This window comes from Streptomyces sp. P1-3 (assembly GCF_050613155.1).
Lineage (GTDB): Bacteria > Actinomycetota > Actinomycetes > Streptomycetales > Streptomycetaceae > Streptomyces.
In genome coordinates this window covers 2944513-2965273 of record NZ_CP192512.1, presented here as the reverse complement: position 1 = coordinate 2965273, position 20761 = coordinate 2944513, and the positions used below count along the sequence as shown (strand labels likewise).

Below are 20761 nucleotides of genomic sequence, written 5' to 3'. Positions count from 1 at the left end.
CCTCTCGTTCCAGACTTACCGTCCCGTTCCCACTCTCCGCACCGCTAGGTAGGCCCACCCATGCCTGAAACGGCTCCTCAACTCGACCCGCGGCGCTGGAAAGCGCTGATATTCATCGCCCTGGCCCAGCTCATGGTCGTGCTCGACGCCACGATCGTGAACATCGCGCTGCCCCACGCGCAGACCGACCTCGACATATCCGAGGCCAGCAAGCAGTGGGTCATCACCGCCTACGCGCTCGCCTTCGGTGGCCTGCTGCTCTTCGGCGGTCGGCTCTCCGACCTGTGGGGCCGCAAGCAGACCTTCATCGTCGGTCTGGCCGGCTTCGCCGCTGCCTCCGCGCTCGGTGGCGCCGCGGTGAACCCCGCCATGCTCTTCGGCTCCCGCGCCCTCCAGGGCGTGTTCGGCGCGCTGCTCGCCCCGGCCGCGCTCTCGCTGCTCGCGGTGATGTTCACCGAGGCCAAGGAGCGTGCCAAGGCGTTCGGCATCTTCGGTGCCATCGCCGGTGGTGGCGGTGCCGTGGGCCTCATCCTCGGCGGTGTCCTCACCCAGTACATGAACTGGCGCTGGACCTTCTTCGTCAACATCCCGTTCGCGGTCATCGCGGCGGTCGGCGCCGTCCTCGTCATCCGCGAGCCCGCGGAGAGCCGTAACCCCGCCAAGCTCGACATCCCCGGTGTCATCCTGGCCACCACCGGCCTGGTCGCCCTGGTGTACGGCTTCACCCGCGCGGCTGAGGAGGGCTGGTCCGACGGTCTCACCATCGGCATGTTCGTCGCCTCCGGTCTGCTGCTGATCGCCTTCGTGTTCGTCGAGTCCATGGTCAAGGCCCCGCTGCTGCCGCTGCGCGTGGTCACCGAGCGGAACCGTGGCGGCGCTTACGCGTCGCTGGGTCTGGCGATCATCGGCATGTTCGGTCTGTTCCTGTTCCTGACCTTCTACCTGCAGAACCTTCGGGGCTACAGCCCGGTCAAGACCGGTCTGGCATTCCTCCCGATGATCGTGGGCATGATCGTCGGCTCGACCCAGATCGGTACCCGGCTGATGACCCGGGTCGCGCCGCGACTGCTGATGGGGCCGGGCTTCCTGGCCGCCGCCGTCGGCATGCTGATGCTGACCCAGATCGACCTCGACACCTCCTACCCCGCGCTGATCCTCCCGGCGTTCCTGATCATGGGCCTCGGTATGGGTACGGCGTTCATGCCGGCCATGAGCCTGGCCACGCACGGGGTGCAGCCGCAGGACGCGGGCGTCGCCTCGGCCATGGTCAACACCTCGCAGCAGGTGGGCGGCGCCATCGGCACCGCGCTGCTCAGCACCATCGCGACCAGCGCCACCACCGCGTACGCCACGTCGCACGCGGCCGGTGCCAAGTCGGTCGAGCTGCTGCAGGCCCAGGCGATGGTGCACGGCTTCTCGGTCGCCATCTGGTGGGCGGTCGGCATCCTGCTGTTCGCCGCGGCGCTCGCGCTGGTCTTCATCAACGCCGGGCGGCCGGACCTCGGTCAGACCGTCGCCGGTTCCGGTGACGGCGAGGCGCAGGACGCGCCGATCCCGGTGATGGCGCACTGACCTCCCCGCCTCCGGCAGCCCGGAGGGAGAACGGCGAGACGGCCCCGGCTCCGCGCATCGCGGAGCCGGGGCCGTCCCGTTCGTCGTCCGTGTGCGGTGGAGGTGCCGAGGGGGCACCTCCCGGACGAAGTCTGGGGGAGGGCCGGTCGGACGGTCAGCGCAGCCAGGGCAGATCCGCGCCGTCCGGCTGGAGTCCCTCGGCCACGATGGCGCAGATCTCGCCGAGCCGGGCGACCTGTTCCGGGGTCAGCCGGTCGAACATCGCCGAGCGGACCGCGGCGACATGCCCGGGCGCGGATCGCCGCAGCACCTCGTATCCCTCGTCCGTGAGCACCGCGTTCTGACCGCGTTTGTCGGACGGGCAGTCCTCCCTGCGCACCCAGCCGTTTCTCTCCAGCCGGGCGATGGCGTGGGACAGCCGGGAGCGGGTGATCTTCGCCTGCTGGGCGAGGACGGTCATCCGCAGCCGCCGACGCGGCGCCTCCGAGAGCTGGATCAGCAGCCCGTAGTAGATGTGCGGCATGCCCGCGTCCCGCTGGAGCTGGCGGTCGAGATGGTCCTCAAGCAGCGTGGTGGCGTGCAGATACGCCCGCCAGGTGCGCTGCTCCTCGTCGCTGAGCCAGCGGGGCTGATCTGCGGGGTCGGTCTTCTTGGCTTCCACAGTGCCAGTGTACGAAGTGCTCCTTGAACTTTAAACAACCGGGCGTTACGGTGAGGACCCAGTGAGCTTGAGATTTCAAGTACATTGATCGGAGAGCCGCTCCATGTCCTCCACCGCCGCCCCGTCTCCCGGGCGTATGCCCGCGCTCTACCTCAGCCACGGCGCCCCGCCGCTCGCAGACGACCCCGTCTGGCCGGGCCAGCTCGCCGCCTGGTCGGCCGGTCTGCCCCGGCCCACGGCGATTCTGATGATCTCCGCGCACTGGGAGGAGGCGCCCCTGGCCATCGGCGCCACCCGCACCGTGCCGCTCGTCCACGACTTCTGGGGCTTCCCCGAGCACTACTACCGGGTGCGGTACGCCGCGCCCGGCGCCCCCGAGCTCGCCGAGCGGGTGACCAAGGCCCTCCGCACGGCGGGCACGCCGGTGCAGGACATCCCGGACCGGGGCCTCGACCACGGCGCGTACGTCCCGCTCGTCGAGATGTTCCCGGCCGCCGACATCCCCGTACTCCAGGTGTCCATGCCCACCCTCGACCCTCGGCGCCTGATGGCCATCGGCCGCAAGCTCGCGCCCCTCAGGGACGAGGGCGTGCTCATCGTGGGCAGCGGCTTCTTCACCCACAACCTGGCCGCTCTCCGGCACTCGGGAGGTGGGGTGCCGAACTGGTCGGCCGAGTTCGACGACTGGGGACGGCGCGCGCTGGACGCGGGCGACGTCGACGCCCTGCTCGACTTCGCGCACGCCGCCCCGGCCGGACGGCTCGCGCACCCGCGCACCGAGCACTTCGCGCCGCTGTTCGTCACGTTGGGGGCGGCCGAGAACGATCTCGGCAGCCAGCGGTCGGTGATCGACGGCTACTGGATGGGACTGGCGAAGCGGTCGGTCCAGTTCGGCTGAGGCCCTGCGGGCAAGCTCCGAGGGCACGTCTGGGGGTGCCCCTTGAGTACCTCCGGTGGTTGCGCCGGGGAGGGGGCCAGGGGGAAGCCGTGTCGGGGGAGTGGGTCAGCACAGGGGAGCGATCAACGCGCAGGCGCGTGACACGGCCGCCGGCGCCGCCGGGGAGTGGGTCGCGCGCAGGACGTCGAGTGCGCTGTCCGCCAACTTGATCGCGTGCTCGTCGCCGTGCTCGGCCGCCCGCACGAAGACCTCGGCCGCCCCTTCCTCCCCGTACTCCTCCGCTCTGCCCGCCTCGTCCGCCGAACCGTTCGCACGGGCCCCGGCGAGCCCCACGGCCAGCGGTCCGGGAGCGTACGCCGCCGTCACCGCAGCGCTCGCCGCCCACGCCGCACCCATGCTCGGCACCCACAGCGCGCGCGGCAGGGCGGGGAGCGTGCGCAGTACGGCATTCGGGGCCGTCACGGCATGCACGAGCATGATCGGTTCCGCCTCGGCCTGAGCCGCGTACCGGTGCGTCGCCGCCGCCACCAGCGCCATCAGCCGGTCGCGCGCGTCCTCGGGGCCGGTCGGCGGCCGCAGCGCGGCGGTGGCGGCGGTCCACGCGGGCAGCGCGTCCAGCTGCGCCAGCCGACCGGGAAGGCCGCCCTCCTGCACGGGTACGGCCGGTACGGTCCACAGCGCCGCCTCCGGCTCCGCCGATCCCGCCGGGGCGGCGGCCCCGGGCAGCGGGTGGTGCCGGGCCGCCCAGTAGCCGAGGCCGTGGGCCAGTTCGGTACGGCGCGGGGCGGTCTCGCCGTCGCGCAGCAGGCTCCGTACGGCGTGGCCGACCCGGATCACCGGGTGCGTGGAACCGCCCGCGATCCCCGGCAGCAGCCGCGGCCACCACTCGATGAGCACATCCCGCCAGGGGCGCTCGGCGACGGCGCGCGTGAAGTAGCCGATCCAGTCGCCCACGCGGCGCGGATCGCCCAGCGCCGAGCGCCAGGTGGTGCCGGTGACCGGAACGCCCGTGGCGGCGGGAAAGTCCTCCAGCTTGCGGGCGTACAGGTCCAGCCAGCGGTGCACGCGCTCGCCCTGGCCGTGCGCGGCCAGCGCCTCGACGGCCATCGGGGCGTGGTTGGTGAGGCGTCCCAGCCGTTCCGGGCCCTGGAAGTGCAGTCTTTCCAGCGCTTCGTCCAGGATGCCGGTCGCGGTGTGTCCCTGGCCGGGTCCCTGCTCCTGCGGTGAGGTCATGCGCCGACGCTAGGCGCGGCCCCCGGCCGGGATATCGGGCCGGGGGCGGAGCTTGGCGGGCACTGCGGCGTAGGACCGCGGTCGCGCGGCGGGACTACGGTCGGGCCCCGCCTGGCCGCTCGGGGGGCTCCGGCCGGGCACGTTTCGACGGCTCCAGAGCGCCTTTCGCGGCTGGCTGCGCCGGACCGACAGGCGTCCCCATCAGCACGATCGGGGGGACGGACGCGGAGGCGACGGCGTCCGTCCGGCGGGACGGCTCGTGTGTGTGGAAGAGGTAGAAGGCGACCCCACCCATGATCGTGCCGAAGATGAGCCCCTTCAGCGAGGCCGCCAGGGTGGTCGCTCCCATGGAGCCGTATCCATAGCCGACCCCGGCGCCGAACACGACCCCGTACAGCACGGCCTTGAGCTCGGTGATGGTCTTGGGGCGCCGCTGGAGTGCGCCGACGAGGTGGCAGAGCCCGGTCATCACGGCCGCCGCCACCAGGCCGTGCACCTCCGCCTCCCCCATGGACGCGCCGTGCTTGTGCTCCAGCCAGCCGATCCAGGCGCCGAAGGCCAGCCCGATGGTGACCGGGGCCATGCCCGCGGTCGAGAGGTGGAAGCGGAAGCGGTGTGCGGGAGCGGCGGCGTGCGCGTTCATGGCAGGCTCCTTCCTCCGGGTGCCCTGACCAACAGGTCACACCCGTCCGCCCGCGACGGCAACTCGATCAGCCGGGCTTCGTGGTCGGCCGCCTGTCCACCGGCGCTCCGGGCAACCAGGAGCGGGCGAGGGCCGTCTTCAGGGGTGGGAGAGCGGCCAGGGGCGGCGTCTTCCCCGCCGGGCCTGACCTGCACGTCCAGGCCCCGCACCGCCATGCGCCACCCGTGCGGCGGTGCAGGGTACTGCATGATCACGAAATCAGGTGGGTGGCGAGGGAATTCTGTCCGGATTCCAGTCGTTGTTTCCATCGAACGGGGCACTCGTAAGGCGTTCCGTTCACTGTCCAGCGACCGACTCACCGCAAGGGAGCACCACGCATGGCAACCCGTGCCGTCGCCCGTCGTCAGGCCAGCAGCAGCGGGGCTGACGGGGGCAGCAGTGTTCGCGCCGCGAGCGGGGAGATCGCCGACCGCGACCTGGTCGGTATGTATCTCGACGAGATAGCCCGCACCCCGCTTCTGGACGCGGCGCGGGAGGTTGAGCTGTCCCAGGTCATCGAGGCTGGGGTCTTCGCCCAGCAGATCCTGGACGGCGAGATCGCCGACTCCGACGCTGCTGCAGGCGCGACCCGCGAGGAGCTGGAGGCGGTAGCCGCCGAAGGCGCCCGCGCGAAGGACATCTTCATCCGCTCCAACCTGCGTCTGGTGGTGGCGGTCGCGCGCCGCTACCCGCGCAGCGGGCTGCCGCTGCTCGACCTGATCCAGGAGGGCAACGCCGGCCTGGTCCGCGCGGTCGAGAAGTTCGACTACGCCAAGGGCTTCAAGTTCTCCACGTACGCCACGTGGTGGATCCGCCAGGCCATCACCCGCTCGATCGCCGACCAGTCCCGCACCATCCGGCTGCCCGTGCACCTGGTGGAGGAGCTGGGCCGGATCCGCCGGGTGCAGCGCGAGTTCAACCGCGAGCACGGACGCGAGCCCGAGCACGCGGAGATCGCCGCTGAGCTGGGCAGCAGCACGGAGCGCGTCTCCGACGTGCTCGACTGGGCGCGGGACCCGGTCAGCCTCAACATGTCGGTGGACGACGAGGGCGAGACCCAGTTCGGCGACCTGCTGGAGGACACCTCGGCCGTCTCGCCCGAGCAGTCCGTGCTGACGCTCCTGCGCAGCGAGGGGCTGGAGAACCTGATCGGACGGCTTGACGACCGCACCGCGTCGATCATCAAGGCCCGTTACGGGATCAGTGACGGGCGCGAGCGGACGCTGACCGAGGTCGGCAAGGAGCACGGCCTGACCCGCGAGCGGATCCGGCAGATCGAGAAGCACGCGCTGTTGGAGCTGAAGAAGATGGCGCGCGACACCGGCTTCGACGCCGCCGCCTGACGGGAGCGCTCCGCCACCACCCACAGACGAGCCCCGGCGCAACTCCCCCCCAGCGCCGGGGCTCTCCATCGGTCAGGCCGTTGGCCAGGCTGTTGGTCAGGCCGCGAAGCCGCCGTCCACCGCTATGGAGGCTCCGGTGATGTACCGGCCGCCGTCGCCCGCCAGGTGCGCGACGGTCGCCGCGATCTCCCACGGCTGCCCGTAGCGGCCGAGCGCGGTGAGGCCGCTCTGCATGGCGGCGCTTTCCCCGCCGGCCGGGTTCATGTCGGTGTCGATCGGGCCTGGGTGGATCAGATTGACGTTGATGCCGCGCGGGCCGAGCTCACGGGCGAGCGCCTTGGTCAGGCCCGTCAGCGCGCTCTTGCTCATCGCGTACAGGGAGCCGCCGGGGAACGCGACGCGCTCGGCCATGCAGCTGCCGATGCCGATGACGCGCCCGCCCTCGGCCATCAGCCCGGCCGCGGCCTGGGCCGCGAGGAACGGGGCGCGGACGTTGACGGCCAGGACGCGGTCGACGTCCTCCAGCGACAGATCGCCGATGGGGCCCATCGCCCCGGTGCCCGCGTTGTTGACCAGGATGTCCAGTCGTCCGAACTCCGCCGCGGCACCGGCCACGGCGGCCCGTACCGCCTCCGGGTCGGAGCTGTCCGCCCGTACGGACCACGCCCGGCGGCCCAGCGCCTTGATGCCGTCGACGACCTTCGCCGCGGCGTCGACATCGCTGTGGTACGTCAGCGCGACGTCGGCGCCGTCCTGGGCAAGGCGCAGGGCCACCGCCGCGCCGATACCGCGACTGCCGCCGGTGACCAGGGCCGCCTTGCCGTCCAGTGCTGTCATGCTCGTTCGCCTCTCGCTTCCGAAGTCCTGGGACATGACCCGATCTTGGAGCCGCGCGGGACGGGAGTCCGGCGGCATTCGGACGTCACGCTGGACGGCGGGAGGCGGGAGGCGGGAGGCGTGGAGCGTAGCGGGGCGGGTGGCCGAGCCACCACACCCCCCGCGGCCATGCGGCTCAGCCCCCACTCGGTCCAGGTGGGACCGGACAGCCGGGATACAGGTCGCGGTACGAGGGGAACACCCCGCCGGGCCCGTCCACGCTCCCGGCGGCCAGCACCGCGTCCACCACGGCACGTGTGAGGACGTCCGGGCCCGCCGCCAGGACCTCGTCCAGCGCCGCCGCGATCCGGTGCACCTCGAACTCGGGCGCGCCGGAGTCCGCGCCGCCGTCCGGCAGCAGCGGACGGGCAGTGGTCGACAGGGCGAAGACGATGTCCCCGTCGGACAACAGATGCACCGGCCGAACGGCGCGTGCGAGACCGTCGTGCGCCGTGCCCGCGAGCTTCTGCGCTTGGGCGCGGGTGAGCGCGGCGTCGGTGGCGACTACCGCCAGCGTGCTGTTGCGCGACGGAGGCGCGGTGGCGGCCAGGCGGCGCAGCGACTCCGCTCGTGCGTCCTCCAGACGGCGCAGCGCCTCGGCGTGCGTGGCGGCATCCGGGCGATAGGGGAGCCCCCGCCCCCTCCCCCCGCCCCCTCCCCTCCCCCGCCCCGCCCCCGTACCCCGGCTCACAGCCCCAGGTGAACGCCTGCCCGTACAGCGCGCCCGTCAGCGGGTCCAGCACCGACCCCGCCGCGTTCACCGCGACGAGCGCCGCCACCGTGGTGCCGGACGGCAGCACCGCGCTCGCCGATCCCACTCCGCCCTTGAGGCCGCCCGCCACCGCGCCCGTGCCCGCTCCGACCCCGCCGCGCGCGACCGGAGCGCCCAGTTCCGTATCGGCGGCGGCCTGGGCGGCGGCCCGGCCCAGGGCGGCGTCCGGGCGGGCCCGCCAGTCACCGCCCCGGCCCAGGTCGAACAGGACGGCGGCGGGGACCACGGGGACGACCTGCGCCGGGTGCGGGCCGACCCGGAACCCGCGCCCCCGGTCCTCCAGCCAGCAGGCCACTCCGGACGCGGCGTCCAGGCCGAAGGAGCTGCCGCCGGTCAGGACGACGGCGTCGATGCGCGGCACCAGGTTCCGCGGGTCCAGGGCGTCGGTCTCGCGGGTGCCGGGTGCGCCGCCCCGCACGTCGGCCGCGGCGATCACTCCGCCGTGCGGCGCCAGCACCACCGTGGTACCGGTCAGCCAGCCGTCCCCGACGCGCTGCGCGTGCCCGACGCGCAGCCCCGGGACGTCGGTCAGCGCGTCCCGTGCCCCGGGCCGGGGCCAATACGGCATACCGGGCGGTGCCTCCGGTGGCGTGCCGGGCGGGGTGTCCGGCGGCGCACCGGGCCGCGCGTGGTCAGGCATGGGCCCGGTTCTGGCGGGCGGTGATGGCGACGCCGACGGCGACGGTCGCCGCGCAGACCAGTCCGGCGGCCGGCACCGCCGCGTCCCCCGCCCAGGTGCAGGCCAGCACGGCCACGGACGCGACCGGCAGCGTCAGCTGCCCGACACCCCGTTTGAAGTGGCGGGCGTGCAGCAGCCACACGGTGAGCAGGAAGAGCGCGCTGGGCACCGTGACGGCGGCGGAGGCGGCGACCGTCGAGATGTGCGCCTTGCCGACCGACTGCTCCACGGCGACCTCGATCCCCGCGCCGATCGCCGCGGCGGAGCCGAAGACGAGGTAGTGGCCGTAACCCCACGCGAACGCCTGTCTGTTGGACGCCAGATGTTCGTGGATCGGCACCGCGAAGTAGATCCACCAGGCCGCGAAGACGATCAGCAGTCCGCCGCTCGCGATCGGCAGCAGATCGCCCAGTTCCTCCGAGTCCTCCAGCGCCGACTGCACCGCTACCGTGGCGGCCGCGACGGTCTCGCCCAGGACGATGATGGTGAACAGCCCGTACCGCTCCGCGATGTGATGCCGGTGCCACGCCGTCCGGTAGGACCGCTCGGCGAACGGGGGGACGGCCAACTCGGCCAGCGCCATGACCAGGAACGCCCACGGTCTGCCGCCCTCCGGCAGCACCAGCAGCCCGAGCCAGCCGACCTGGCACACCGCCACCCCCAGCGCGTACCGGGCGGCCGTGCGGCGCTCGCCGCCGGTGCTGCCGGCCGCGGCCCGCAGCCAGTGGGTGATCAGGGCCAGCCGCATCACCAGGTAGCCGAACCACACCACCGTGAAGTCGTGGTCCTCGAAGGCCCGCTCGACCCCCGCCGCGAGGATCAGCACCCCCGCGATCTGGATCAGCGTGACGACTCGGTAGGGCACGTCGTCGGTGTCGTAGGCCGAGGCGAACCACGAGAAGTTCATCCAGGCCCACCACACGGCGAAGAAGACCATGGCGTAGCCCGCGATCCCGCTGCCCGTGTGCGCCTCGGCCACCGAGTGCACCAGCTGGGCCCCCGCCTGGGCGACGGCGACGACGAAGCACAGGTCGAAGAAGAGCTCCAGCGGGGTCGCTGCCCGATGACGCTCCTCCTGGTCCCGCGCCGCCATCCGGCGCAGCGGCGGGGTGGGCCGGGCATGCCCGGCGCCGAGGGGCTGATCGTCACTCATCGGCGTACGTCCCTGTGTGCCTGCCGTTCGGGCGGCCGACGCCGTGGGCCGGGCTGCCGTCACAGTACGGAATCGAGAGATATGCCAGCTCTGGTGCAAATGATCGGGTATCCGGCTGTTCGGCGCGACGTATATCCGACGTTGAGCGGACGTTGATCGCCGTGTACCAGGCTCTGCGCCATGCAGACTGACCCCGTCCGCAGGACGTTGACCGTGGCCCCTCCCGCTCGGACGGAAGGGGCGCCGACACTCGCCGCCGCCGCCCGGCAGGCCGCGCGGGTCGCACTCCGCTGGATCAGCGAGCCGGACTGCACCGAGGAGCTGACGCACGACGAGCTGTTGGACCAGGCGGCTCGGGCGGCGGCCGCTCTGACCCGGCTCGGGGTACGGGCCGGGGACCGGGTGGCGGTGCATCTGCCGCTCGTCCCCGAGTCCGTCATCGCCACACTGGCCTGCGGCCAGATCGACGCCGTGCGCTCCAGCCTGCCGGTCGGGCTCCAGGCGCACGAACTGCGCGAGCGGCTGAGCACGTTGGACGCGGCCGTGGTGATCACCGCTGACGCCGAACACCTGGCCGGTGAGGTGCGGCCGATGAAGCCGGTCATGGACCGTGCCCTGGCCGGCTGCCCCGGCGTACGGAACGTGCTCGTCGTGCACCGGGCCGCCCGCCCGGTGCCGTGGCGGCCGGGCCGGGACCTGTGGTGGCACGAGGCGCTGCGCTGAGCCCGAGCGGTCGTACCCTGGAGGCATGAGTACCGCCCCCGCCCCTGGACCGCGCGATCCGGCCGCCGCGCTGATCTTCGATGATCCTCTCGCGCAACAGTCCTCGGACGATACGGACCAGGGATGGGGTGAGCGGGCCCCCGGCGGCGCCGATGGCGCCGCCGACCTCAGTCGTTTCCTGGACGAGAAGCCGCCCCACCACCTGTAGAGCCAGGATCGGAAGAGGCGGAGCCACCGGAGGAGTCTGAGCCACCAGAACCGGAGGAGTCGGAGCCACCGGAAGACCCGGGGCCCGCACCGCGCTCGGCGATCAGCGCGTCCCGGATCTCCCGGAGCAGCGCGATCTCCGTGGCCTCCGCCTCGGCGTGGGCCTCCTCCGCCTTCTCGTCCTTGGCGGCCTTCCGCGCCAGATAGCGCGACATCGGCAGCACCATCAGGAAGTACACGACGGCCGCGGTGATCAGGAAGGTGAGCACCGCGCTGAGCACCGTGCCCCACAGGATGGGGACGCCGCTGACGACGTCCCCGGCCGCGTTGGTCTGGCAGGTGCCCTTGAGGCAAGAGCGGTACTTCTCCAGGTCCTTGGTGCCGAAGGCGCCGATCACAGGATTGATCACGCCCTTCACCAGGCTGTTCACCACAGCTGTGAACGCGGCACCGATCACGACCGCGACGGCCAGATCGATCACGTTGCCGCGCATCAGGAAGGTCTTGAAGCCTTCCAGGACGCTCTTCTTCTCGTCGGCCAACCCTCTGCCTCTTTCTCTGCGCGCTCCGGTCGGAACAATTCATTCCGGAGCGTAAGGCAGGGTAGAGCGGCGCTCGGAAGCCCGGCGGTCCCGCCAGGTCGACGCGAAGTGACGATTCGATGGTCTGACTCACCACAAGGTCACCGCCAGCCGGGAGGTCACCGAGGCGCCGGCCAGCGCCGTCGCGGTCGTCCGCGGCACCGTCAGCACGACCAGGGCGCCGTCGCCGTCGACCGCCGCTTCGCGGTCCGCTGCCATGCCGCCCGCCGTGCTCCGTGGATTTCCGGGCACCTTCGCGACCCGGGCGCCCCGCGCGATCAAGGTCGCCTTCGAACCGGCCGCTGCCAGCACGTCCACCCGGTCCCCGGGGCGCAGGAGTTGTGCGGCCGCCGCGTCCGCGATCCGCACCGGCGCCGCGACCAGGTCGCCAGGCCGTCGCTGGGGGTTTGGTCGGTGCGGTTCGGACGGGCCGCCCACCGCGGGCTGCCGTCCCGGCGCCGATCCGGCGCCCGTGACGGGCTCGGTGCCGCCCGGTGCCGCTCCGTTCTCCTGCGGAGCCCCGACCGCCAGCGCGGCAGCGGCCACCGTCAGCACGGCAGCGGCCACCGGCCCGCGCCGTCCCCGCACCGCCCGTCGCAGCCGGTGCCGATGCCGCCCCCGAGCGGGCACCCGCACCGGTCCGAACCCCGGCACATCGCGGACCGGGGGAGCGGAGCGGGCGGGAAGGGCGAGAGGGGCGGGGCGGGCGAGAGGAGCGGGAGGAGCCGGGGGAGCGAGAGGTGGCCGGGACGTCGGAGGCATGTCGATCACCGCCTGTCGGGAGGGGCCGAAGCCGTTGTCGATCCCTCCACGGTGCCTGCCCCCGCACGATCCCGCTCGGGCCTGTGCACTACCCGCCGGTTGTGGACAACTCCGCCACCCCTGCGGGCGTTGCACCGGAGCGGACCGCGCCAGCCCGCGGACCACGACGTTCGGCCCCTGCGGACATTGGCGGTCCGGCCCCCGACGGACATCGGTAGTTCGGTCCTGTGGACCACGGCAGTCCGGCCCCCGCGGACATCGGCGGTTCGGCCCCCACGGACTACGGCAGTTCGATGCCCAGGTCCCAGCCGTCGTGCGCCGTCGTGCACAGGCAGTTCCGCCCGCCGGTCTCCGGGAGGTCTCGGACGGTGTCGAACAGCACCTCGCGCAGCCGTCCCACGTTCTGCGCGAACACCCGCATGACTTCCGAGTGGGACACGCCCTCGCCCGTCTCCGTGCCCGCGTCCAGGTCCGTGACCAGGGCCAGTGACGTGTAGCAGAGCTCGAGTTCGCGGGCCAGCACCGCCTCGGGGTGGCCCGTCATGCCGACCACCGACCAGCCCTGCGCCGCGTGCCACTTCGACTCCGCGCGGGACGAGAAGCGCGGCCCCTCGATCACGACCATCGTGCCGCCGTCCACCGGCTCCCAGCCGCGCCCGTGTGCCGCCGCCACCGCCGCCCGCCGCCCGGCCGGGCAGTACGGATCGGCGAAGGTCACGTGCACCACGTTCGGCACCTTGCCGTCGGGCAGCGCTTCCCCGTCGAAGAACGTCTGCGTACGCGACTTCGTGCGGTCCACGATCTGGTCAGGTATCAGGAGCGTGCCCGGCCCGTACTCCGCCCGCAGGCCGCCGACCGCGCACGGTCCGAGCACCTGCCGCACACCCAGCGACCGCAGCGCCCACATGTTGGCGCGGTAGTTGATCCGGTGCGGTGGGAGGTGGTGCTTGCGTCCGTGCCGGGGCAGGAAGGCGACCCGGCGTCCGGCGATCTCGCCGAGGAACAGGGAGTCGCTGGGCGGCCCGTACGGGGTGTCGACCGTGATCTCCGTCACGTCGTCGAGGAACGAGTAGAACCCCGACCCGCCGATGACGCCTATGTCCGCCTGCGTGTTGCTCGTCTCGACCATGGCCGTCACCCTAGCGGCCGCGCCCGTACGCACCTCGGCCCCCACCCGCACGCACCTCGGCCCCCCTGTACGCGCCACGGCCCCCACCCGTCGCGCGACGAGTGGGGGCCGAGAGCAGGCAGGGAGGTCAGGCCGCCGAGGAGGCGCTGCCCGCCGAAGTGGACGACGTCGACGAGGCGGACGACGACGAGCCGTTCGAGGACGAGGAGGAGGACGACGAGCCGCTGTCGCTCTTCGACGAACTCGCCGCGGGCTTGGCCGGGGTGCTGCTGGACGACGCGCCGCGGCTGTCGTTCCGGTAGAACCCGGATCCCTTGAAGACGATGCCGACAGCGGAGAACACCTTCTTCAGGCGTCCCTTGCAGCTGGGGCACTCGGTGAGCGCATCGTCGGTGAACTTCTGCACGGCCTCAAGGCCCTCACCGCACTCGGTGCACTGGTACTGGTAGGTCGGCACTTGCTCCTCCTGGCACTCTCACTCAATGAGTGCTAACGACGGTCCATAGTGCAGCATTCCTGCCTGTCAGTCCACCGAGACGGTCACACGGTGACCGACCCCACGTGCGGCTACCCGCCCGGACGAGGCCGGGACCAGCCGCCCGCGCAGGGTCAGCAGGGTCACCAATGCGAGGCCGGTTCCGGCCAGCGGAACCAGGAATCCGGCACTCGGACCGAACCCGTCCGCCAGCTGGCCGGCCGCGGTCGCCGCGGCCGCCTGGCCCAGCGCCACCGCGCCGGTCAGCCAGGTGAAGGCCTCCGTGCGGGCATGCGCCGGGACCAGCGACTCCACCAGCGTGTAGCCGGTGATCAGCGCGGGAGCGATGCAGAGGCCGACCAGCAGGCCGAGGGCGCCCAGCATCGGCACCGCGTGCGCGGCCCACAGCGGGGCGGTGGCCAGCGTCAGCAGCGGGTAGGCGGTCAGCAGCCGCCACTGCGGGCTGCGCCGCCACTGGATGGCGCCGCAGGCGATACCGGCCAGCATGTTGCCCGCCGCGAAGATCCCGTACAGCACGCCGTTGAGGCCCGGCTGGCCCAGGTCTTCGGTGAAGGCCGTGAGCGAGACCTGCATGCCGCCGAAGACCGCGCCGATGCCCAGGAACACCGCCGCCAGGACCCGTACACCGGGAACCGACAGCGCCGAGCGGCCGGACTCCGCCGCCGCGGCGGCATCGGCTCCGGATCCCGTACCGGCGGCCACGCGGTGCGGCTTCGGCTGCGTTCCGCGCTGCGCGGCGAACAGCAGTCCGCCGACGACCGTCAGTCCCGCCTCGGTGATCAGCCCGGCCGCCGGGTGGATCCCCGCGCACAGCGCCGTCGCCAGCACCGGTCCGATCACGAAGGTGAACTCGTCGGTGACCGATTCGAAGGCGGCCGCCGTCGTCATCAGCGGCGAGGCCGCCTGCGCTCCGGACGGCGAGGAGCCCCCGAGCATCGCCGCCCATCGGGCGCGCACCATGGGGCCGATCTGCGGTACGGAAGCGCCGGCCGGCACGGCCGCGGCGAACAGCGCCCACAGCGGGGCGTCCAGCAGGGCCAGCGCCGTCAGCAGCGAGATCGCCGACGCGTGGATCAGCACGCCCGGAAACAGGACGGCGGCCTGCCCGAAGCGGTCGGCCAGCTTGCCGCTCTGCGGCGCGCACAGGGCCATGGAGACACCGGCGGTCGCCGAAACCGCGCCCGCGGTGCCGAACGAGCCGGTGGTGTGCTCCACCAGCAGCACGATGCCGATGGTGAGCATCGCGAAGGGCTGGCGGGCCAGGAAGCCGGGGAGCAGGAACGTCCACGCGCCGCGGGTGTGCAGCAGCTGTCCGTATCCGGGGCGCTTCCCGGAGGACTGAGGGGACTGGGTGGTGCTGTCTCGCTTGGTGACCGTGGATGCCACGGCCGGGCCTTTCTGCCGTCTGGTAGCGCACTCGAACCGGGATTGCCGCGGAGCGCGCCGAGAGCCGTCCTCTCGCGCGGGACCGTGGTAGATGCCGGGACGGTCGCCCTCAGATCGGGGACCGCGGCCGCCGTGCGGTCGCGCCAGCTCTGCGTCAGACAGAGTTGGGTTGGTTATTGCCCGAATATGCTACCTGATATGACCGGCGGCCCCGCCCGGCAGCTCCCTGGCCCGCCGTGTACCGCTACGACTACGGCTCCCTGCCCCGTTGAGTACCGCTACGACTACGGCTCCCTGCCCCGTTGAGTACCGCTACGACTACAGCTCCCGGTCCCCTCCTGTACCGCTACGACTGCGCGCCGTCCGTGCCCAGCCAGCCCGCCAGCTTGCCGCCCCTGCCGACCGCGCGGAGCCGCTGCTCCGCCGCGTCCCGCACCGGATCCGTCGCCACCACGAGCAGCTCGTCGCCGCGCCGCAGCACCGTCGACGGCAGCGGTACGAAGCTCTTGCCGTCCCGGACCACCAGGGTCACCGCCGCCCCCTGCGGCAGCCGCAGCTCGCTCACCTCGACGCCGTGCATCTTCGACTCCGGCGGGATCGCCACCGACAGCAGATGCCCGCGCAGCCGCTCCAGGGGGGCCGATTCGATGCCCAGGTCGGCCGCCGCGTCCTCGGTGCCGAGCCGCAGCCGCTTGGCCAGCCACGGCAGGGTCGGCCCCTGCACCAGTGTGTAGACGATCACCAGGACGAAGACGATGTTGAAGACCCGGCGACTGTCGGGCACCGCACCCACCACCGGGATGGTGGCGAGCACGATCGGCACCGCGCCGCGCAGTCCGGCCCAGGACAGCAGTGCCTGTTCCCGCCACGGCATACGGAACGGGGCCAGGCTCAGCAGCACCGACACCGGCCGGGCCGCCACGGTCAGCGCCAGCCCGACGACGAGCGCGGGCCATATGTCGTCCGCCAGCTCGTGCGGGGTCACCAGCAGGCCGAGCAGCACGAACATGCCGATCTGGGCGATCCAGCCCAGTCCCTCGGCGAACCCCCGGGTGGCCGGCCAGTGCGGCAGCCGGGCGTTGCCCAGGACGAGCGAGGCGAGGTAGACGGCGAGGAAGCCGGAGCCGTGCGCCAGCGCACCGCCCGCATAGGCCGCGACCGCGATGGCCATGACCGCGATCGGGTACAGGCCGGAGGCGGGCAGTGCCACATGCCGCAGGCCGTACGCCCCGAGCAGACCGACCGCGAGCCCGATGGCGGCACCGATCGCCAGCTCCAGGGCGATCTCGCCGAGCAGCACGTACCAGTGGTCGATGGGCCCGTGCGCGGAGAAGGCCACCACCAGGATCACCACAGGGGCGTCGTTGAACCCCGACTCCGCCTCCAGCGCACCGGTCAGCCGCGACGGCAGCGGAACCTTGCGCAGCACCGAGAAGACCGCCGCCGCGTCCGTCGAGGACACCACCGCTCCGATGATCAGCGCCTGCCGCCACTCCAGCCCGACCAGGAAGTGGGCGGCGGCCGCGGTGATCCCCACGCTCACCGCGACGCCCACGGTGGCGAGCATGGCGGCCACCGGCAAGGCTGGTTTGATCTCCCGCCATTTGGTGCCGAGGCCGCCTTCCGCGAGGATCACCACGAGCGCGGCGTAGCCGAGGACCTGGGTCAGGCGGGCGTCGTCGAACGTGACGCCGATGCCGTCCTGCCCTATCGCGACACCGATGCCGAGGTAGATGAGCAGCGTCGGGAGCCCGCTGCGCGTGGAGACCCGCACGGCCACCACGGCGACGAGGAGGACCAGTGAGGAGATCAGCAGGAGCTCATTGAGGTGGTGGACAGTCAGGGGCCGACCCTTTCACGCGAGTTTCGGCCGGAACGTTCCCTCCGGCCGACCGGAAATTCATTGCCTTGCCTAACATTTTACGGGTTCTTGACGCCGGCCTCGCTCAGACGCCGTGGGTGCGGCCGGTAACGACACCGCGTAAGGGCGACCTGGGCGCTGCGCCTATGGTTGCTCCAGCACTCCCAGGACCACCCTGCCCCTCGAAGGACAGCGATGCCCGCCAACCAAAACGGCCCTTCTCGTAAAAAGAAGGGCCGACGTGTCCGCCTGATCGTGATCGCAGTCGTGCTGCTGCTCGTGGGGGGCGCCGGCTTCGGCACGTACTGGACCATCAGCACGGTACGCGCCTCGTTCCCGGAGACCACCGGATCCATCCAGCTCAAGGGGCTGTCAGGGCCGGTCCAGGTCAAGCGGGACGGCAGCGGCATCCCGCAGATCTACGCCGACACCCCGGAAGACCTCTTCCGCGCCCAGGGCTACGTCCAGGCGCAGGACCGCTTCTGGGAGATGGACGTACGCCGCCATATGACGGCGGGGCGGCTGTCGGAGATGTTCGGCGAGGACCAGGTGGAGACCGACGCCTTCCTGCGGACGCTGGGCTGGCGGCGGGTGGCGCAGCAGGAGTACGACACCAAGCTGTCGCCGCAGACGAAGAAGTACCTCAAGGCGTACTCCGACGGGGTCAACGCCTACCTCAAGGACCACCACGGCAAGGAACTGTCGGTCGAGTACGCGGCCCTGGACTTCGTCAACGACTACCGGCCGCAGGAGTGGACCCCGGTCGACTCGGTGGCCTGGCTCAAGGCCATGGCCTGGGACCTGCGCGGAAACGTGCAGGAGGAGATCGACCGCGCGCTGGCCGCCAGCCGCCTCTCGCCCGAGCAGATCGAGGACCTGTACCCGCCCTATCCGTACGAGCGCAACAAGCCGATCGTGGACGGCGGCGCGGTGAACGCGGTCACCGACGCCTTCGACCCGAAGGGCACGGCCACCCCGGCCGCCGGCCAGGGCACGCAGAACCCCGGCGGTCAGGGCGCGACCACGCCGCCCGCGGGCCAGGGCACCCAGGGTGCCACCGGCCAGGGCACGCAGGGCGCGACCGGGCAGGGCACCCAGGGGTCCGGCGGTCAGGGCCTGCGGAGCCAGCTCACCTCGCTCTCCAAGACCCTGGAGGACGTCCCGGCGCTGCTCGGGCCGAACGGGAGCGGCATCGGCTCCAACTCGTGGGTCATCTCCGGCAAGTACACGACCACCGGCAAGCCGCTGCTCGCCAACGACCCGCACCTCGCCCCGCAGCTGCCCTCCGTCTGGTACCAGATGGGCCTGCACTGCAACCGGGTCGACGAGCGCTGCCCGTATGACGTGGCGGGCTTCACCTTCTCCGGGATGCCCGGTGTCGTCATCGGCCACAACAACGACATCGCCTGGGGCATGACCAACCTCGGCGCCGACGTCTCGGACCTGTACCTGGAGAAGGTCACCGACGGCACGTACCTGTTCGACGGCAAGCAGGTGGCGTTCCAGACCCGCAAGGAGACCATCAAGGTCGCGGGCGGCAAGAGCCGTACGATCACGGTCCGCAGCACCCGCAACGGGCCGCTGGTCTCCGACCGCGACGACGCGCTGGACGGCGAGTTCGACGAGGTCGGCGAGAACGCTCCGGTCGGCAACGTCGCCCCCGACCGCGGCGCCGGCTACGCGGTGTCCCTGCGCTGGACCGCGCTGACCCCCTCCAACACCATGGACGCGGTCTTCGGGCTCAACGCGGCCAAGAACTTCCAGGACTTCCGCCGGGCCGCGCGCGACTTCGCGGTGCCGTCGCAGAACCTGATCTACGCCGACAAGGACGACACCATCGGCTACCAGGCCCCCGGACAGATCCCGGTCCGCGGCAAGGGCGACGGCCGCTACCCGGCCCCGGGCTGGGACAAGGACTACCAGTGGAAGGGCTACATCAAGCAGTCCGCCCTGCCCTGGGAGAAGAACCCCAAGCGCGGCTACATCGTCACCGCCAACCAGGCCGTGGTGGACAAGGAGAAGTACCCCTACCTCCTCACCGGCGACTGGGGATACGGCGCGCGCAGCCAGCGGATCACCGACCTGATCGAGTCGAAGATCAAGGACGGCGGCAAGATCTCGATGGACGACATGCAGTCCATGCAGATGGACAACAGCAGCGAGATCGCCAAGCTGCTGACGCCCTATCTCCGCAAGATCGACATCAAGGACGGCTACGTCCGCGAGGCGCAGGAGCTGCTGGAGGGCTGGGACTACACCCAGGACTCCGACTCGGCCGCGGCCGCGTACTTCAACGCCGTCTGGCGCAACACCCTGATGCTGGCCTTCGGCAACAAGCTCCCCAAGGAGCTGCGGGTGGAGGGGCAGTGCCTGCGGGTGCGGCCCGCCGACGACTCGGGGCCGGTCGAGGACCTCGACGGCAACACCCGGCTGGTGCGCGAGTGCGGCGAGCGTGACGCGTCCACCGCCCAGCCCGACGGCGGCGACCGCTGGTTCGAGGTGGTCCGCGAGCTCCTGAAGGACCCGAAGAACGAGTGGTGGAAGACCTCGGGGACGAAGGCCGACCCCGGCGCCACCAACCGCGACGAGCTGCTCGCCAAGGCCATGAAGGACGCCCGGTACGAGCTCACCGCCAAGCTCGGCAAGGACATCGACGGCTGGAGCTGGGGGCGTCTGCACCGGCTGACGCTGAAGAACCAGACCCTCGGCAAGGAGGGCCCCGGCTATGTGCAGTTCCTGCTCAACCGCGGCCCCTGGAACCTCGGCGGCGGCGAGGCCGCGGTCAACGCCACGGGCTGGAACGCGGCCGGCGGCTACGGCGTCTCCTGGGTCCCCTCGATGCGGATGGTGGTCAACCTCCAGGACCTGGACAAGTCCCGCTGGATCAACCTCACCGGGGCCTCCGGGCACGCCTACCACGAGCACTACACCGACCAGACGGACAAGTGGGCCAAGGGCGAGCTGCTGGACTGGGTGTTCAGCGAGAAGGCCGTGGACGAGTCGACCGACGACGAGCTGGCCCTCACGCCGTGACCTGATCACCGCATGACCCCCATGGGATCCCCATGGCGCAGCCCCGCCGGATCGGCGGGGCTGCGCCGTTGCCCGGGGGCGCGCTCTCAGGCCGTGTGGCCGAAGCGGTGCACACCCGACGGCGTCACCGCGGCCTGCACCGGCCGGTCGTGCGCCTCGCCCGGCACCTCGTCCAGCAGCTCGCCGTCGTACAGCAGCACCACCAGCGCCGGGGCCGCGCCCGCCGCGTCGATCCGGGCCAGCACCCGGTCGTACGAGCCGCCGCCCCGGCCCAGCCGCACCCCGTGCCGGTCGACCGCGAGGCCCGGCAGCAGCACGGTCTCGGCGGCCAGCACCGCCTCGGGGCCCAGCCGCTCGCCATCCGGCTCCAGCAGGCCACGCCCCGCGCGGACCAGCCGCCCGGCGCCTTCGTACGCACCCCAGTCCAGGTCGTTGTCCGGGAGCAGCACCGGCAGCAGCACGCGCACGCCCCGCGCACGCAGCGCGTCCAGCAGCGCGCGGGTGCCGGGTTCCCGGCCCACCGACACGTACGCCGCCACCGTGCCCGCCGCGGCCAGCTCCGGCAGCTCCAGCGCGTGCCGCGCCAGCGCCGCCTCGCTCGCCGCGATGTCATCCGCCGTAAACCGGGATCTCACGTCGAGGAGACGTCGCCGCAACGCGGCCTTACTAGCGTCCGATGTGATCACCGCGCGTTCAAACCTCTTTTCTCAGGTC

Annotated in this window: 18 protein-coding genes and 1 pseudogene; 6 read left to right on the top strand and 13 right to left on the bottom strand. The window is 72.1% G+C overall.

Annotated elements, in window-relative coordinates; all coding sequences use genetic code 11:
- Positions 1-60 precede the first annotated feature (60 nt).
- A complete protein-coding gene (locus ACQUSR_RS12340) occupies positions 61-1572 on the top strand; it encodes a DHA2 family efflux MFS transporter permease subunit (RefSeq protein WP_431042624.1) in 1512 nt (503 codons plus the stop codon).
- A 154-nt stretch (positions 1573-1726) separates the two neighbouring features.
- Here the strand turns inward: ACQUSR_RS12340 and ACQUSR_RS12335 are convergent, their stop codons facing one another.
- Positions 1727-2233 carry a MarR family winged helix-turn-helix transcriptional regulator gene (locus ACQUSR_RS12335; RefSeq protein ID WP_431042623.1) on the bottom strand — a complete coding sequence of 169 codons (507 nt, stop codon included), beginning with the start codon at positions 2231-2233 and terminating at the stop codon, positions 1727-1729.
- A 103-nt stretch (positions 2234-2336) separates the two neighbouring features.
- On the opposite strand from ACQUSR_RS12335, the gene ACQUSR_RS12330 reads away from it, so the two are divergent.
- Positions 2337-3131, top strand: coding sequence for a dioxygenase family protein (locus ACQUSR_RS12330; RefSeq protein ID WP_431042622.1), 795 nt, complete (start codon positions 2337-2339; stop codon positions 3129-3131).
- Between the two features lie 105 nt (positions 3132-3236).
- Here ACQUSR_RS12330 and ACQUSR_RS12325 read toward each other — a convergent pair whose 3' ends face one another.
- Complete coding sequence (locus ACQUSR_RS12325; protein ID WP_431042621.1) at positions 3237-4364, bottom strand: questin oxidase family protein; 1128 nt, start codon at positions 4362-4364, stop codon at positions 3237-3239.
- A gap of 94 nt (positions 4365-4458) precedes the next feature.
- Positions 4459-5007, bottom strand: coding sequence for a hypothetical protein (locus ACQUSR_RS12320; RefSeq protein WP_431042620.1), 549 nt, complete (start codon positions 5005-5007; stop codon positions 4459-4461).
- A gap of 377 nt (positions 5008-5384) precedes the next feature.
- On the opposite strand from ACQUSR_RS12320, the gene ACQUSR_RS12315 reads away from it, so the two are divergent.
- Entirely contained in the window at positions 5385-6389 is a 1005-nt protein-coding gene (locus tag ACQUSR_RS12315; RefSeq protein WP_431042619.1) for a sigma-70 family RNA polymerase sigma factor, read from the top strand.
- Between the two features lie 96 nt (positions 6390-6485).
- Here the strand turns inward: ACQUSR_RS12315 and ACQUSR_RS12310 are convergent, their stop codons facing one another.
- From ACQUSR_RS12310 to ACQUSR_RS12300, 3 genes and pseudogenes are all read right to left on the bottom strand, one after another.
- Positions 6486-7226 (bottom strand): SDR family NAD(P)-dependent oxidoreductase, encoded by a 741-nt coding sequence (locus ACQUSR_RS12310; RefSeq protein WP_431042618.1) that lies wholly within the window; start codon positions 7224-7226, stop codon positions 6486-6488.
- A 175-nt stretch (positions 7227-7401) separates the two neighbouring features.
- Positions 7402-8605 (bottom strand): annotated as a pseudogene (locus tag ACQUSR_RS12305) (P1 family peptidase).
- 64 nt (positions 8606-8669) lie between these two features.
- Entirely contained in the window at positions 8670-9869 is a 1200-nt protein-coding gene (locus ACQUSR_RS12300; protein WP_431042617.1) for a low temperature requirement protein A, read from the bottom strand.
- A 180-nt stretch (positions 9870-10049) separates the two neighbouring features.
- On the opposite strand from ACQUSR_RS12300, the gene ACQUSR_RS12295 reads away from it, so the two are divergent.
- Together ACQUSR_RS12295 and ACQUSR_RS12290 are read left to right on the top strand one after the other, a co-directional pair.
- Positions 10050-10592: an AMP-binding protein gene (locus ACQUSR_RS12295; protein WP_431042616.1), complete on the top strand. Its 543-nt coding sequence runs from the start codon at positions 10050-10052 to the stop codon at positions 10590-10592.
- A gap of 25 nt (positions 10593-10617) precedes the next feature.
- Positions 10618-10800, top strand: coding sequence for a hypothetical protein (locus ACQUSR_RS12290; RefSeq protein ID WP_431042615.1), 183 nt, complete (start codon positions 10618-10620; stop codon positions 10798-10800).
- Here the strand turns inward: ACQUSR_RS12290 and mscL are convergent.
- The 6 genes from mscL to ACQUSR_RS12260 all read right to left on the bottom strand — a co-directional run bounded on the left by mscL (position 10760) and on the right by ACQUSR_RS12260 (position 16996).
- Entirely contained in the window at positions 10760-11341 is a 582-nt protein-coding gene (gene mscL / locus ACQUSR_RS12285; protein ID WP_431042614.1) for a large conductance mechanosensitive channel protein MscL, read from the bottom strand. The genes ACQUSR_RS12290 and mscL overlap by 41 nt on opposite strands.
- Positions 11342-11470: 129 nt before the next feature.
- Entirely contained in the window at positions 11471-11947 is a 477-nt protein-coding gene (locus ACQUSR_RS12280) for a hypothetical protein (protein WP_431042613.1), read from the bottom strand.
- 475 nt (positions 11948-12422) lie between these two features.
- Positions 12423-13271 carry an S-methyl-5'-thioadenosine phosphorylase gene (locus ACQUSR_RS12275; RefSeq protein WP_431042612.1) on the bottom strand — a complete coding sequence of 283 codons (849 nt, stop codon included), beginning with the start codon at positions 13269-13271 and terminating at the stop codon, positions 12423-12425.
- A gap of 127 nt (positions 13272-13398) precedes the next feature.
- A complete protein-coding gene (locus tag ACQUSR_RS12270) occupies positions 13399-13728 on the bottom strand; it encodes an FmdB family zinc ribbon protein (protein WP_431042611.1) in 330 nt (109 codons plus the stop codon).
- 66 nt (positions 13729-13794) lie between these two features.
- Positions 13795-15153 (bottom strand): MFS transporter, encoded by a 1359-nt coding sequence (locus ACQUSR_RS12265; RefSeq protein WP_431042610.1) that lies wholly within the window; start codon positions 15151-15153, stop codon positions 13795-13797.
- A 346-nt stretch (positions 15154-15499) separates the two neighbouring features.
- Positions 15500-16996: a potassium/proton antiporter gene (locus ACQUSR_RS12260; protein ID WP_431047533.1), complete on the bottom strand. Its 1497-nt coding sequence runs from the start codon at positions 16994-16996 to the stop codon at positions 15500-15502.
- 213 nt (positions 16997-17209) lie between these two features.
- On the opposite strand from ACQUSR_RS12260, the gene ACQUSR_RS12255 reads away from it, so the two are divergent.
- The gene (locus tag ACQUSR_RS12255) at positions 17210-20047 is read left to right on the top strand and encodes a penicillin acylase family protein (protein ID WP_431042609.1); all 2838 of its coding nucleotides are present in this window, start codon (positions 17210-17212) and stop codon (positions 20045-20047) included.
- A gap of 86 nt (positions 20048-20133) precedes the next feature.
- Here ACQUSR_RS12255 and ACQUSR_RS12250 read toward each other — a convergent pair whose 3' ends face one another.
- A complete protein-coding gene (locus ACQUSR_RS12250; protein WP_431042608.1) occupies positions 20134-20733 on the bottom strand; it encodes a 5-formyltetrahydrofolate cyclo-ligase in 600 nt (199 codons plus the stop codon).
- Positions 20734-20761: the final 28 nt, after the last annotated feature.